Source organism: Enterobacter sp. J49, assembly GCF_002148625.1.
GTDB lineage: Bacteria > Pseudomonadota > Gammaproteobacteria > Enterobacterales > Enterobacteriaceae > Enterobacter > Enterobacter ludwigii.
The window spans coordinates 37,944-53,016 of record NZ_MWPY01000030.1; the positions used below are offsets into that span (position 1 = coordinate 37,944).

Annotated in this window: 12 protein-coding genes; 9 read left to right on the forward strand and 3 right to left on the reverse strand. The window is 56.4% G+C overall.

What is annotated here, in order from left to right:
* Nucleotides 1-64: 64 nt before the first annotated feature.
* Entirely contained in the window at nucleotides 65-1,027 is a 963-nt protein-coding gene (gene ybiB, locus BJP35_RS09025; RefSeq protein ID WP_073395792.1) for a DNA-binding protein YbiB, read from the reverse strand.
* A 256-nt stretch (nucleotides 1,028-1,283) separates the two neighbouring features.
* Between ybiB and BJP35_RS09030 the strand changes: the two genes are divergently transcribed.
* The 5 genes from BJP35_RS09030 to BJP35_RS09050 all read left to right on the forward strand — a co-directional run bounded on the left by BJP35_RS09030 (nucleotide 1,284) and on the right by BJP35_RS09050 (nucleotide 6,653).
* Nucleotides 1,284-1,820, forward strand: coding sequence for a fimbrial protein (locus tag BJP35_RS09030; protein WP_014169244.1), 537 nt, complete (start codon nucleotides 1,284-1,286; stop codon nucleotides 1,818-1,820).
* Between the two features lie 68 nt (nucleotides 1,821-1,888).
* Nucleotides 1,889-2,563: a molecular chaperone gene (locus tag BJP35_RS09035; RefSeq protein WP_068795083.1), complete on the forward strand. Its 675-nt coding sequence runs from the start codon at nucleotides 1,889-1,891 to the stop codon at nucleotides 2,561-2,563.
* 26 nt (nucleotides 2,564-2,589) lie between these two features.
* Nucleotides 2,590-5,133 (forward strand): fimbria/pilus outer membrane usher protein, encoded by a 2,544-nt coding sequence (locus BJP35_RS09040; protein ID WP_143349620.1) that lies wholly within the window; start codon nucleotides 2,590-2,592, stop codon nucleotides 5,131-5,133.
* A 21-nt stretch (nucleotides 5,134-5,154) separates the two neighbouring features.
* Nucleotides 5,155-6,144 (forward strand): fimbrial protein, encoded by a 990-nt coding sequence (locus BJP35_RS09045; RefSeq protein WP_086463044.1) that lies wholly within the window; start codon nucleotides 5,155-5,157, stop codon nucleotides 6,142-6,144.
* Nucleotides 6,145-6,149: 5 nt separating this feature from the next.
* Entirely contained in the window at nucleotides 6,150-6,653 is a 504-nt protein-coding gene (locus BJP35_RS09050; RefSeq protein WP_025204629.1) for a fimbrial protein, read from the forward strand.
* Here the strand turns inward: BJP35_RS09050 and dinG are convergent.
* Entirely contained in the window at nucleotides 6,640-8,817 is a 2,178-nt protein-coding gene (gene dinG, locus BJP35_RS09055; protein WP_032681388.1) for an ATP-dependent DNA helicase DinG, read from the reverse strand. The genes BJP35_RS09050 and dinG overlap by 14 nt on opposite strands.
* Nucleotides 8,818-8,913: 96 nt before the next feature.
* A complete protein-coding gene (rhlE, locus tag BJP35_RS09060) occupies nucleotides 8,914-10,302 on the reverse strand; it encodes an ATP-dependent RNA helicase RhlE (RefSeq protein ID WP_020884924.1) in 1,389 nt (462 codons plus the stop codon).
* Between the two features lie 237 nt (nucleotides 10,303-10,539).
* Here rhlE and cecR point away from each other — a divergent pair, with 237 nt between their 5' ends.
* From cecR to BJP35_RS09080, 4 genes are read left to right on the forward strand one after another with little or no spacing between them, the layout of a single operon-like run.
* Nucleotides 10,540-11,217, forward strand: a complete 678-nt coding sequence (gene cecR / locus BJP35_RS09065; protein WP_047743855.1) for a transcriptional regulator CecR — start codon at nucleotides 10,540-10,542, stop codon at nucleotides 11,215-11,217.
* Nucleotides 11,214-12,209: a secretion protein HlyD gene (hlyD, locus tag BJP35_RS09070; protein ID WP_014169234.1), complete on the forward strand. Its 996-nt coding sequence runs from the start codon at nucleotides 11,214-11,216 to the stop codon at nucleotides 12,207-12,209. The genes cecR and hlyD overlap by 4 nt, the downstream gene beginning before the upstream one ends.
* Nucleotides 12,202-13,941, forward strand: coding sequence for an ATP-binding cassette domain-containing protein (locus tag BJP35_RS09075; RefSeq protein ID WP_032681389.1), 1,740 nt, complete (start codon nucleotides 12,202-12,204; stop codon nucleotides 13,939-13,941). Before hlyD ends, BJP35_RS09075 begins: the two co-directional genes overlap by 8 nt.
* The gene (locus BJP35_RS09080) at nucleotides 13,931-15,064 is read left to right on the forward strand and encodes an ABC transporter permease (protein ID WP_047743857.1); all 1,134 of its coding nucleotides are present in this window, start codon (nucleotides 13,931-13,933) and stop codon (nucleotides 15,062-15,064) included. The genes BJP35_RS09075 and BJP35_RS09080 overlap by 11 nt, the downstream gene beginning before the upstream one ends.
* The last annotated feature ends 9 nt before the right edge of the window (nucleotides 15,065-15,073 follow it).

Here is a 15,073-nt window from a genome sequence, read left to right on the forward strand (position 1 = left end):
TCATTGACCCTGTTGTTGTTACCCTTGCTTGCCCGTCCGCCACTGGACGGGCTTTTTTTTGGGCTTAAAACATCTCCCCGACGCGTTCCATCCCTGCCTCTACGGATTCAACTTCACCGGTCGCCAGCAGGCAACAGGCCATCTGCAACTTGATCGCGTGCGGTACCGGAACCTTTCCGGCCAGGCACTGCTCAATCCAGTGGGCGGTGGTATGCGGATCTTTTGCGTCAGGCAGGATCGCGTCGGAACGCTCTTCCCCTCGCTCGAGAATGGCGCGCGTGCCAGCGGAATCAATCAGCATCATCTGTGGGCAGCGCTGCGGGTTAGCATACACCTCGCCTTCCGTGCCGTGCATCAACAAGGCCCTGCCGCCTATGTCTTCAAAGAATTTCCCCACGCGCGTCACGTACTCCGGGTGAGAGACGCTGGAAAGACGCAGAGCCGCGTCTTCGCCAAACGGCGTAGCCAGTTTCGCCAGCGTATGCGCGCTGTTACGCACGCCCATGCGCCAGCGCATATCCAGCTGCTTCTCCAGCGGGGGGCAAAGGGCTCCGACAGGGATATAAACCGGCTGATGGCCATCAAGCTTCGCCTGTGCCTGGCCGGCATGCCGTGTGGGTTCGATACCCAGCATGCCGAAAATCGTTTCGGTCAGCACGCGGGTTGGATCTTCGCTTACACCATGCACCACCACCGGGAAGCCCAGCTTGTGCAATAAAATAGCGAGCAGCGGCGTCAGGTTGGCCTGCTTGCGTGCCCCGTTATAGCTCGGGATCACAATCGGCATCGGTTTTGCCACTGGCGCGTTTAAGCGCAGGGTCTGCGCCTGCATTGCTTCGTAGAAGCCACGCATCTCCGCTTCGCCTTCTCCTTTGATACGCAGCGCTATCAGGATACCGCCCATTTCAAGGTCGGGTACGTCACCGTTGAGCATATGCGTATAGAGCGCACGAGCGGTTTCATGGTCCAGATCGCGGGCATGATTTTTCCCTCGTCCTACCTCTTTGATAATTTTGCGATAGTCCACGACATCTCTCCTGACAGCTTCATCTTGTTAACAATATAGCCCTGAAGAACGTCTGGCCGTTAGTGTTTTTGAACCGGATCATCCTTCTGTTTTTATGACGAAAAAAGAAACTCAAGCACTATTTCAATTATTTGTGATTGCCGTTGAAGATTCTTACCCCACCCGTTTCTGATTAAATAACCAACGGAAAATCATTTAAGGTCAACGGTGAAAACGTCCAGGCAACGTTCTCACCAGAAACATACCAGGATTTGTTATGAACAAGGTTGCTATAGGTTTATTTATCGCCGCAACGGCAGGATGTTCTGCATCCGCATTTGCGGCAACAAACGGTGAAGGTCAGATTAACTTCACCGGTGAAATTATTGATTCTGCTTGTCAGGTAGTGAACGGGTTAAGTAATCCATTAAATGTTCAGTTAGGCAAAGTGTCTAAAACGGTATTTACCGGGGCTGGATCTACCAGCACATTAACGAAGTTTGATATTCAATTAAAGAATTGCCCGGAGACCGTGACATCTGCCGCCATTAACTTCGGCGGCACGCCGGATCCGGATAACAACACTACGCTTGCATTAACGCCGGATGTAGACGCTGCAACAGGTGTCGCTATTCAGCTGGTGGACGCGTCTGAGCAACCGGTGAGTCTGTATACGCCCTCTCAGCAATATCCGTTAGCCTCCGGTACGGCGGTCAATAACCTGGAGTTTGGAGCCCGTTATATTCAGACCCAGGCCGCAATCACCGCAGGCCTGGCAAACGCCGTGTCGACCTTCACCGTTATTTATAACTGATATTATCCATCCTGAGATATTAGCTTTGCTCTGAGAGTTAATATCTCTTCTTTTATTGAGATACCTTTATGCGCCACGGTTATTTACTGAGTGCTCTTTTACTGGTAGCCGCCACTTCCCATGCCGGTGTCGTTATTAATGGCACACGCCTGGTCTATCAGGGCGACAAAAAGGAGTCGTCTCTGGGTCTTTCAAACCCAGATGCCACGGATTATCTGGTACAGTCCTGGGTTGATTCTGGCGGTAAAAACCCGGCTAAAGCCCCCTTCCTGATCACCCCACCGCTGTTTCGTCTCGATGCGAAAGAGGATAATGTCCTGCGTGTCGTGCGCACCGGCGGGAATTTGCCCGAGGATCGTGAGTCTCTCTACTGGCTTAATATCAAAGCTATTCCCTCGTCAAAGCACGTCGAAGGGGTAAATACCCTGCAGATTGCCATTAATACACGCATTAAATTGTTGTATCGCCCGTCAGCAATAACAGGAAAACCCGAAGCTGTGGCGGACAAGCTTCAGTGGCATCGTGAAGGTCACGACCTGGTTGTGAATAACCCGACGCCTTTCTATATGAATTTCCAGACGGTGATGTTTAACGGCCATAAAGTGGATAAAGCCACCTGGGCAGTCCCCAAAACGGAAACGCATTTTGCCTTACCCGATAATGCCAGCGGGTCGACCGTCACCTACTCCATTATTACTGATTACGGCAGCATCAGTCAGACCTGGTCGGCATCCGTTCATTAACACCCACTCAGGCTATTAATATCATCATGTACAGCCATAAAAAGCCGTTCATCCATCGCCTTTCTTCAATGCTGGTCATTTTATGTGGCCTGGCACTGGCGATCTTTGCGCAGCAGGTTATGGCTGATGATTATTTCAACCCGGCATTACTGGATATTGATAATCCTCAACAGGGGAAAACCGACCTGTCTGTTTATGAAAAAGGACCGGGACAAGCCCCCGGGAAATATCAGGTCAACATTTTCATCAACAATAATAAAATTGATACCCGTGATGTCACGTTCAAATTAATAAAAGACGCTCAGGGCAATCATTCTCTTCAACCCTGCTTTAGCCTGGATGAGCTAAAAAACCTTGGGATCAAAACCCGGCAGTATCCCGCGCTGATGGCTAAAGGCCAGTGCGCCGATATAAGCGCCATTCCCGCGGCATCCGCAACGTTTCAGGTTCGTCATCAGCAACTGTTACTCAGTATTCCACAAACGGCGCTGGGCCAGGTCCCACGCGGGTATATCGACCCGAAAACGTTCGACGAAGGGATCACCGCAGGTCTGCTGAACTACAGCGCCACCGCCAGCCAGAGCCATGCCCGTGTGCAGGGAGAGCAGGATAACAGCAGCCAGTACGTTAATCTGCGCCCGGGCCTCAATGTGGGGGCCTGGCGCATACGCAATTATTCCACGTGGAATCGCAGTACAACGGGCAACGAGGAAGAGCACAGGTTCTCCTCCGTCTACACCTATGCTCAACGCGATATCGTGGCGATGAAAAGCGATATGACCGTCGGGCAAAGCACCTCCCCGTCGGACGTTTTCGACAGCGTGCCCTATACCGGGGTTGAGCTGAAATCCGATACCGACATGCTCCCGGACAGTGAAAAAGGCTATGCGCCGATTATTCGCGGCACTGCCCACAGCAATGCGCTGGTGATGGTTCGTCAGAACGGTTACGTCATTTATCAGAACACGGTTGCACCCGGTGCGTTTGAAATTAACGATCTCTATCCCACCGGCAGCAGCGGCGATCTGCAGGTCACCGTGAAAGAGACCGACGGCAGCGAAAGTCACTTTGTCGTGCCCTACGCCTCGGTCCCGGTACTGCAGCGTGAAAAGAATCTCCGCTACAGCGTGACCGCCGGGCGTTACCGGTCTTACGACAAGGACGTCGAACAAACCCCGTTTGCCCAGGGCAGCGCCATCTACGGCATGCCATTGGGTTTCACCGCCTACGGTGGTGCGCAGCAGAGTCGCCATTATCAGTCCCGGGCGCTGGGCGTCGGGAAAAACCTGGGCGATTTGGGTGCTTTCTCCCTTGATGTCACCCGCGCCAAAGCGCTGCTGAAAAAACAGCAGACCAGCAAAGGCCGCTCCTGGCGCGTTCGCTACAGCAAAGATTTTGTCGCCTCGGGCACTCACTTCTCCCTGGCGGGCTATCGCTACAACAGCAAAGGGTTTTACACCCTGGAAGACACGATGGAGTCTTACACCCGTTCAGATGACGGGTCTGCGCCGCAGCAGCGACGTGCCCGAACGGAAGCCACCGTCGACCAGACGCTGCCCGCGGGCTGGGGCTCTGTCACCCTGAGCCTGGTCAAAGAGACCTACTGGAGCCAGAGCCAGGATATGACCTCCATGAGCGTCAGCTACAACAATAGCTGGCACGGCGTCAGCTACAGCCTGAGCTACAGCATGAACAAAAACACCCAGGACAGCGATGCGAACGGTGAGGATGTGATGAACGACAACCAGTTCTCGTTAAACGTCTCCGTTCCACTGGATCGCTGGATGCATAACACCTGGGCCACCTACAACCTCAACAACACCAAAGACGGTACGACGCAGAACATCGGCCTTAACGGTACCGCGCTGAAGGGAGACAACCTGAACTGGAATATTCAGGAGGGGCTGAGCAGCACCGGTAGCCGAAACTCCACAAGCATGAACGCCGATTATAAAGCGACCTATGGCGAAGTGAGCGGCGGGGTAAGCCAGGATAAATATCAGCAAACCGTAAACGTCGGGCTGCAGGGTGGCGCGATCGTGCACGCCAACGGGATAACCCTGAGCCAGCCGCTCGGAGAGACCATTGCGCTGGTGAAAGCACCGGGAACACACGGTACCCATATCGCCAATCAGACGGGCGTTGAGACCGACTTCCGCGGCTATACCGTCGTGCCGTTTGTTACCCCTTATCGCCACAATACCATTGCGCTGGATACCGAAACCCTGCCCGACGAGGCCGACGTGACGCACGCAGCGTTCGTTGTTACCCCGACACGCGGGGCCGTGGTGCGCGCCAGCTTTAATATCCGCGTGGGCAGCCGGGTCCTGATGACGCTGACGCACAACGGTAAACCGCTGCCCTTCGGTGCGACGGTAACAACGGAGGATAAGGACAGCGAATTTATTGTCGGCAATGACGGCCAGACCTATCTCTCCGGCCTGCCAAAGCAAGGGCATCTCGCCGTCACCTGGGGACAGGATGCGAGCGAGCACTGCGAGGCCGACTACGTCCTTACGGATGAGACAGAGAAAACCAACATCCTTAACGCTGCTGCGCAGTGCCACTGATTCACCGTTAGGCAAACCATTATGCAAATGATTAAACAGTGCTTTTTCTTCCTGGTCCTGGGAACCGCCGCGTTATTTATGCCTCATGCTAACGCGCTCTGTACCTCCTCCGATCTGCCAAAACAGATTAATGTGACCTCCGTATCCGTCTCGAGCACGTTGCCGGTAGGTGCCACCATTCCGGGCACCGAGCAGACCGTTCACGTGGCGGGCAACTGCTATAACCCTTCTGACTTCGGGCTTCCGATTGTTGCGTGCTATTACGGCGCAGGTCTGGAGATCCCCGGTCTTTCTGGGGTGTATGAATCAGGGCTGGAAGGAATTGGCGTAGCGCTGATGAATGACAAAGGCCAGCGAATTACCGGTGCCGGGGGAATTTACTGTAACTCAAGCGGCACGCCGCTGGGCTATGTCTCCAACGACATTTCTGAGTCCTTTAACTTTAATGTCACGCTGGAACTGGTGAAAACGAGCAATACGGTCAAATCAGGTTCGCTTTCTCAGGCGGAGTCTAAATTTGGTGTCGGGGTTTATCAGCATGAAGGCATCAGCGATCCCAATACGATTTCCTATGCGGGCAATGTGAACCTCGAAACGGTTACCTGCTCTGTCCTGCCCAAAAATCTCACCGTGAACCTGGGCGATTTTCCCGTCAGTGATTTTATCAGTATCGGGTTGCTATCCAGCCCTGCACAAAACTTTGACGTCACGATTAATTGCGACAGCACCGTCCAGCCTGAGCTAAAGGTGACCAGCGCAAACGGCTACGAAACGGCATTCGAAGGGGTGATCAAATTGACTCAGCAGAACGGCATGGCAACCGGCGTGGGCGTGAGAATGCTCTTTGATGACCATCTCGCCACCTTTGACACCTATGTCAGCACCCGAAGCCAGGCCATCGCCAACGAAACCCTGCGAATACCGTTCGAGGTTCGTTACGAACAGGTCAACAACGTGGTGACACCGGGGCCGGCCAATACCGTGGCGACGATCACTCTGGCTTATAAGTGACCAACATGAAAAAGACACTTGCGATCCTGATTCTCGGCTTGATTGCCCGGGCACAGGCGGACGATATTCAGATCCAGATGACAGGCAATATTTACGCCAACACCTGCATTATTGACAGCGCCAGCCGCAACCTGACGGTGGATTTAGGCCAGGCGGTATCAGGGGATTTTAAAAATGTGGGCGATACCGGCGCGTGGAAAGACTTTACGCTCTCGGTCTCGCATTGCCCTCCCACACTTGCGCTGGCGACCGCCTTTTTCTATGGTCAGGCCGACAGTACGCACCCGACAAAATTCGCCAATATCGGCAGTGCGAAAGGGTTAGCACTGGAACTGGCAGACCGCCAGGACAATATACTCATTGCCCCGCAGGCAGCCTTTAACGTTCCGGTTAACTCAGCGGACCACACGGCAACGTTTCCTCTGGCTGCCCGCTATTATGCCAGCGCATTGCCCGTCACCGCCGGAACGTTTAACAGCGTGGTCCAGGTGACCTTTACTTACCAGTAGGCCCGCGCCCCTTCGTACGGATGCTTTTACGCCGTCCGGCGGCAGGTTTTGCCGGACGTTTTTTAACGTCGGGCACGTCCGGCTGTTCAATCGGAAAAACAGGCAGAGCGTTGAGTAACCGCTGGCCGTAATTTTTGGTGAGCAGACGTTTGTCATAAATCACCACCTCTCCCCAGCAGCTGTGGCTACGGATGAGACGCCCCACCTGCTGAATCAGATTAAACGACGCCGCGGGTAAGCTTTGGACCTCGAACGGATAGCGATTGAGGCTTTTGAGCCATTCACCTTCGGTGATGACGACCGGGCTGTCGATGGGCGGGAAGGCGATTTTATGGATATGCACCTGCGTCAGGTAATCCCCCTTCAGATCCAGCCCCTCCGCGAATGATTGCAGCCCGATCAGCACGCTACGTTCCCCGTTATCAATGCGTTTGCGGTGCAGCTCTACCAGCCGGTAGCGGGGCTGATCGCCCTGCACCAGCAACAGCAATCGCAGGTCGGTAACGTGCTCCAGAAAACGCTGCATCGCCCTTCCACTGGCAAACAGGACCAGCATGCCGGGATATTTTTCACTCTCCAGCTGCTCGCGGAAATACGCTGCCATTTCGGCAATGTGCTGTTCTTCGTTGTCGATAAGCGGCTCATACTTCATGCGCGGAATGACCAGCTTGCCCTGTTCACAGTGGTTAAACGGCGAATCCAGCGCCACAAAACGGTCGCCGGCTTTCTCTTTCAGCCCGCTCATCTCTTGTAAACGGGAGAAACTGTTCAGGGAACGCAACGTCGCGGAAGTCACTACCACGTGCGGCACGCTGCGCCAGATAAGCTTTTCCAGCTGATCGGCAACACGAATCCCCACGCAGTGGAAAAACAGGTGCGCCTGTCCGTCTTTCACGTCACGGGTTGCCCATTTGGTGACCGGCGCACCGGACGCCTGCGCCATCGAGGCCAGACGCCAGAGCTTGCTCTGGGCTTCGAACATGCCCAACGCACGGTTCATCTGCAGCAGAATGCGGTGCAAACGCACCACGTCGTGGGTACCGGTTTTCTCACTGAGATCGTTTAAGAACATCTCCGCCAGCCCGCGCAGCTTTTCAAGGTGCTTCGCCAGCTGCTGGCAGATCTCCATTACTTCGTCGGGCAGCTCTCCCATCGCAAAGCGGTGCTCTGCTTCCTGGGTCGCCGGGAGATAAAGATTGAGAATGTTATTAAGGGAAGCAATAAGGCTGTAGACCGCTTCGCAATGTTCGCTCAGCCGCTCGGGCACCGCCAGCGGCGGCGTGGTTTTCGGGCGGAACTGCTCCATGCAGGTCGCCACCAGCTTGCAGAACAGATCCAGCTGCAGGCGGAACCACGGCGCGGTGATTTCGGCGCTCATCTCCAGCGCATCCCGCGCCACATCGGGCAAATGGTGGCCTTCATCGAGCACCAGCAGCAGGTTTTTGGGCTCCGGCAGGACGGCCTCACTCTCCAGCGCGGCCATGACCAGCGCGTGGTTAGCGACAACCACCTCCGCTTCCTGAATCTCCCGCCGTGCGACAAAGAACGGGCACTCGCGGTAGTAGTGGCAGTTGCGGTTAAGGCAACTGGCTTTATCGGTGCTGAGCCTGCGCCACAAATCATCGCTGATGGCATGGCTGGTGTGATCGCGAAGGCCGTCCCACTTGTAGCTGTCGAGCTCGGTTTTTAGCTTCGCGCACTGCTCCTGTTCCGCTTTGTTGTTCGGCGTCAGTTCATCATCCAGGAAGGCCAGCAGATCCTGCTGAGAGGGCTCACTGCTGGCGAGAGCCGCGAGATTGCGCGGACACACATAACGCCCGCGGCCAAAGGCGGCTGTAAATCGCAGTTCAGGGATAATTTTGCGCAGCAGCGGCAGGTCTTTGCTGAAGATTTGATCCTGCAGGGCCACGTTAGCGGTGCTGACCACCAGCGTTTTTTGCTCTTCCCGCGCGATGGCAATGCCCGGGATTAAATACGAAAGGGTTTTCCCGACACCCGTCGGGGCTTCAATCGCCAGATGTCGTCCGTCGTCCCCGGAGAGCGTTTTTGCCACATCAGCAATCATCTGCCGCTGAGGCGCTCGGGGGATAAAATCGGGGATCTGCTGTTGTAGCGCCTTATACCAGGCGCCAATTTGCGCTTTGAGCGCCGCGGTTAAAGCCATCGGAGGACCTGAAATACTGTATAAACAGCCACTATTGTGGCACTTTCTTTCCGCTGCCGCAAAAGAAAAGCCCGGCTTTACGACCGGGCTTCCAGATTACTGCGGGTTAGCAGGTTTACGCGGGCGGCGTCGGCGCTGCCCTTCCCCTGCCGGTTTCCCCTCGCCGCTACGCCATGGGCTTTCACCGCCTGGCTTAGCCTCTGTATTACGACGCGGAGGTTTGCCCGCGGCTTTCGGTGCACCGCCTTCAGAACGACGCGGCTGCTGACTGCGCCCTCCGCCACCCTGACCACGACCACCGCCGCCGCCCTGACGGCCATTCTGAATAGGCTCCGCCTTGATGGACGGGTCAACGTCATAGCCCGGGGTTTCGATACGCGGGATCTCTTTTCTCAGCAGACGTTCGATATCACGCAGCAGTTTGTGTTCATCCACACACACCAGCGAAAGCGCTTCACCGGTTGCCGCCGCACGACCGGTACGACCGATACGGTGAACATAGTCTTCCGGTACGTTTGGCAGCTCGTAGTTTACGACATGCGGCAGCTCTTCAATGTCCAGACCGCGGGCAGCAATGTCGGTGGCAACCAGGACGCGAATGTCACCGGATTTAAATTCAGCCAGCGCGCGGGTACGTGCCCCCTGGCTTTTGTTGCCGTGGATCGCCGCGCTGCGGATACCGTCTTTATTCAGTTGTTCCGCCAGATGGTTAGCGCCGTGCTTGGTACGGGTAAAGACCAGCACCTGCTGCCAGTTGCCCTGACCAATCATATGGGAGAGCAGTTCCCGCTTACGTTTTTTATCAACGAAGTGCACGTGCTGGGTAATTTGCTCAGAGGCGGTGTTGCGGCGCGCCACTTCCACTTCCAGCGGGTTATGCAGCAGTTTTTCCGCCAGCGCCTTGATCTCATCAGAGAAGGTGGCAGAGAACAGCAGGTTCTGACGACGCGGTGGCAGCTTAGCCAGCACGCGACGAATGTCGTGGATAAAGCCCATATCCAGCATGCGGTCAGCTTCGTCCAGCACCAGGATTTCGATGCTATCAAGCTTCAGGGCATTCTGGTGCTCAAGATCCAACAGACGACCCGGCGTTGCCACCAGCACGTCCACGCCACCGCGCAGCTTCATCATCTGCGGGTTAATGCTTACTCCACCGAAAACCACCAGCGAGCGAATGTTGAGATAGCGGCTGTACTCACGCACGTTCTCACCAATCTGGGCCGCCAGCTCACGCGTTGGGGTGAGGATCAGGGCACGCACCGGACGACGTCCTTTGGCATGCGGCTGATTTTTTACCAGCAGCTCTAACAGCGGCAGGGTAAAACCCGCGGTCTTACCGGTACCGGTCTGGGCGCTGGCCATCAGGTCGCGGCCCTGCAGAACGGCCGGAATAGCCTGCTGCTGGATTGGGGTTGGCTCGACGTAGCCCTGCTCTGCGATAGCGCGCAAAATTTCAGGGTTCAGGCCAAGGGAATCAAAAGACATAAAAACTCCGAACCGCCCCGACCATCACAGGTGTAGTTTTCAGGGAGATATAACGAATAGGGAAGGACAAAAACCACAATGTCGTGAAGCAGCGGAGTGTAGCAGGTTTTGTGACGTGGCGCATAAAATATCCCGCGGCGCTGCGTTGACGAAAGATTTCCCACCGTGTGGTCACTGGACAAAATGGGCAACCGGGCATAATGTTAATCAATCGATTGATTAATTTTTAAAACCGCCATGAATACGACCCCAACGACATCGAAAGGTGAACAGGCCAGAAACCAGCTTATTGCCGCCGCGCTGGCGCAGTTTGGCGAATATGGTCTGCATGCCACCACGCGGGACATCGCGGCGCAGGCCGGGCAAAACATTGCGGCTATCACCTACTATTTTGGCTCAAAAGAGGATTTGTACCTCGCCTGTGCCCAGTGGATCGCCGACTTTATCGGTAACCATTTTCGGCCACACGTTGAAGAGGCCAGCGGGCTATTGAGCCAGCCGTCGCCGGATCGCGCCGCCATCAGGCAGCTGATTATCAGCGCCTGCGACAATATGATTCGCCTGCTGACCCACGACGAGACGCTGAGCCTGAGTAAGTTCATCTCCCGTGAGCAGCTCTCCCCTACGGCGGCTTACCAGCGAGTGCACGATCAGGTGATTGCTCCGATGCATACGCACCTGACCCGGCTGATCGCGGCCTATACCGGACGAGACGCCGACGATACCGAGACTATTTTGCATACCCACGCCCTGCTGGGTGAAATTCTCGCCTTCCGTCTTGGGCGCGAAACGATCCTGTTACGCACCGGCTGGACACAATTTGATGAGGATAAAGCCGCGCAGATTAGCCAGGTCATCACCTGTCATCTCGATCTGATCCTGCAAGGCTTAACGCAAAGGAGCCTGAAGTCATGAAAAAACCTGTCGCCATCATTCTGGTGGTCGTTGTTCTGCTTGCCGCAGGTATCGGCGGCTGGCTGTGGTATCAAAGTCACCAGGACAGAGGCCTGACGCTGTACGGTAACGTCGATATTCGCACCGTGAATATGAGTTTCCGCGTCGGGGGGCGCCTGGCCTCCCTCACCGTTGATGAAGGCGATACCATCAAAACCGGTCAGATGCTGGGGATGCTCGACAAGGCCCCGTACGAGAACGCGCTGATGCAGGCGAAAGCAGGCGTTTCCGTGGCGCAGGCGCAATATGACCTGATGCTGGCCGGCTACCGTGACGAAGAGATTGCTCAGGCCGCCGCCGCGGTCAAACAGGCCCAGGCCGCCTATGACTACGCACAAAACTTCTATGCCCGCCAGCAGGGGCTGTGGAAAAGCCGCACCATTTCCGCCAACGACCTGGAAAACGCCCGCTCCTCCCGCGACCAGGCCCAGGCGACGCTGAAATCCGCCCAGGATAAATTAAGCCAGTACCACACCGGTAATCGCCCGCAGGACATCGCCCAGGCAAAAGCCAGCCTGGAACAGGCGCAGGCGCAGCTGGCGCAGGCGGAACTGGATCTGCACGACACCACGCTCATTGCCCCGTCTGACGGCACGCTGATGACCCGCGCCGTGGAGCCGGGCAGCATGTTAAGCGCGGGAAGCACCGTCCTGACGCTTTCGCTGACGCGTCCGGTATGGGTGCGCGCCTACATTGATGAGCCTAATCTCGGCCAGATGCAGCCGGGCCGCGAGCTGCTGCTCTACACCGACGGTCGGCCGGATAAACCGTATCATGGCAAAGTTGGCTTTGTGTCACCGACGGCTGAGTTCACGCCTAAAACGGTTGAAACGCCGGATCTGCGTACCGACCTGGTTTATCGCCTGCGCATCATCGTGACCGATGCCGATGACGCGCTGCGTCAGGGCATGCCTGTCACCGTAAAAGTCAGCGACGGGGAACGACATGAATGACGCGGTTATTCAGCTCAACAATCTGGTCAAACGCTTCGCGGGAATGGAAAAACCTGCCGTCGCCCCGCTGAACTGTACCATTCAGAAAGGCTATGTGACCGGGCTGGTTGGCCCGGACGGCGCAGGCAAAACGACGCTGATGCGGATGCTGGCGGGTTTGTTAAAGCCCGATGAAGGAATCGCCAGCGTGCTCGGACTCGACCCGATTAAAGACGATGGCGCGCTCCATGCCATGCTGGGCTATATGCCGCAGAAGTTTGGTCTGTATGAAGACCTGACGGTGATGGAAAACCTCAATCTGTATGCTGACCTGCGCAGCGTCACTGGCGAAACCCGTCAGAAGACCTTTGCCCGTTTGCTGGAATTTACCTCGCTTGGCCCCTTCACCGACCGGCTGGCGGGCAAGCTCTCCGGCGGGATGAAACAGAAGCTGGGGCTGGCCTGTACGCTGGTGGGCGAGCCGAAGGTTCTCTTGCTCGATGAACCTGGCGTGGGCGTCGACCCGATTTCGCGCCGCGAGCTGTGGCAGATGGTGCATGAGTTAGCCGGCGATGGGATGCTGATCCTCTGGAGCACCTCGTACCTTGATGAAGCGGAACAGTGCCGTGACGTTCTGCTGATGAACGAAGGTGAACTGCTTTATCAGGGAGAGCCGACCACGCTGACGCAGAGCATGGCTGGACGCAGCTTCCTGCTGCACAGCGCCCAGGCCTCCAACCGTCAGCTGCTGCAGCGGGTGCTAAAGCTGCCTCAGGTCAGCGACGGAATGATTCAGGGCCGTTCGGTGCGCGTGATCCTCACGAAAGAGGCGACCGCGGACGATATACGCCGTGCACCGGGAATGCCTGAAATTGAGATGGAGGAGACCGCGCCACGCTTTGAAGATGCGTTTATCGATCTGCTCGGCGGCGCAGGGACATCAGAATCCCCCCTCGCCGCGATCCTGCACACGGTTGAAGGCACGCCGGGTGAAACGGTGATTGAAGCCAAATCCCTCACCAAAAAGTTTGGGGATTTCGCCGCCACCGATAACGTCAATTTCGCGGTGAAACGCGGTGAGATTTTTGGCCTGCTCGGGCCAAACGGTGCCGGGAAATCGACCACTTTTAAGATGATGTGCGGCCTGCTGGTACCGACCTCGGGCAAAGCGCTGGTGCTCGACATGGACCTGAAGGTCAGCTCCGGCAAGGCGCGTCAGCATCTGGGCTATATGGCGCAGAAATTCTCACTGTATGGCAACCTGACGGTCGAGCAGAACCTGCGCTTTTTCTCCGGCGTGTACGGCCTGCGGGGCCGCGCGCAGAACGAGAAAATCCACCGCATGAGCGAGGCCTTTGGCCTGACGGGCATTGCTTCCCATGCCACCGACGAACTGCCGCTCGGCTTCAAGCAGCGGCTGGCGCTGGCCTGCTCATTAATGCATGAGCCCGATATCCTGTTTCTCGATGAGCCGACGTCCGGCGTTGACCCCCTCACCCGCCGCGAGTTCTGGCTGCATATTAACAGCATGGTGGAGAAAGGGGTCACGGTCATGGTAACCACCCACTTTATGGATGAGGCGGAATACTGCGACCGCATCGGGCTGGTGTATCGCGGCAAGCTGATTGCCCACGGTACGCCGGACGACCTGAAAGAACAGGCCGCCGATGACGAGGTCCCGGACCCGACCATGGAACAGGCGTTTATTACCCTCATCCACGACTGGGATAAGGAGAATGCCCATGCGCAATAACGCCATTTCGTGGCGCAGGGTGCGTGCGTTGTGTATCAAAGAGACGCGCCAGATCGTGCGTGACCCCAGCAGCTGGCTGATCGCTGTGGTGATCCCCCTGCTGCTGCTCTTTATCTTTGGCTACGGGATCAACCTCGACTCCAGCAAACTGCGGGTCGGGATTTTGCTGGAGCAGCAGAGCGAAGAGGCGCTTGATTTCACCCACACCATGACCGGCTCCCCTTACATCGACGCCACCATCAGCGACAACCGGCAGGCGTTAATCCAGATGATGCAGGCCGGGAAGATACGTGGGCTGGTGGTGATCCCGGTGGATTTTGCCGCCAACATGGCGCGCACCGATGCCAATGCGCCGGTGCAGGTGATCACCGACGGCAGCGAGCCAAACACCGCGAACTTTGTACAAGGCTATGTGGAGGGCATCTGGCAGCTGTGGCAAATGCAGCGCGCCGAAGATCGCGGGGAAACCTTCGAACCGCTGATCGACGTGCAGACGCGCTACTGGTTTAACCCTGCGGCCATTAGCCAGCATTTTATTATCCCGGGTGCGGTGACCATCATCATGACGGTTATTGGCGCCATTTTGACCTCGCTGGTGATTGCCCGCGAGTGGGAACGCGGCACCATGGAGGCGCTGCTGTCTACCGAGGTCACACGGGTTGAACTGCTGCTCTGTAAGCTTATCCCCTACTACTTCCTCGGCATGCTGGCGATGCTGCTCTGCATGCTGGTCTCGGTGTTTATCCTCGGCGTGCCGTACCGCGGATCGCTGGTGGTGCTCTTCTTTATCACCAGTCTGTTTTTACTGAGCACCCTCGGGATGGGGCTGCTTATCTCCACCATCACCCGTAACCAGTTCAACGCCGCGCAGGTGGCCCTGAACGCCGCCTTTTTACCGTCGATTATGCTGTCCGGGTTTATTTTCCAGATAGACAGCATGCCCGCCGTGATCCGTGCCGTGACCTACATTATTCCGGCGCGCTACTTCGTGAGTACGCTGCAAAGCCTGTTCCTGGCGGGGAATATTCCGGTGGTGCTGATCATCAACACGCTGTTTTTGCTGGCATCGGCAACGATGTTTATTGGGCTGACGTGGATAAAGACCAAACGGCGTCTGGATTAAGGAGCGAAC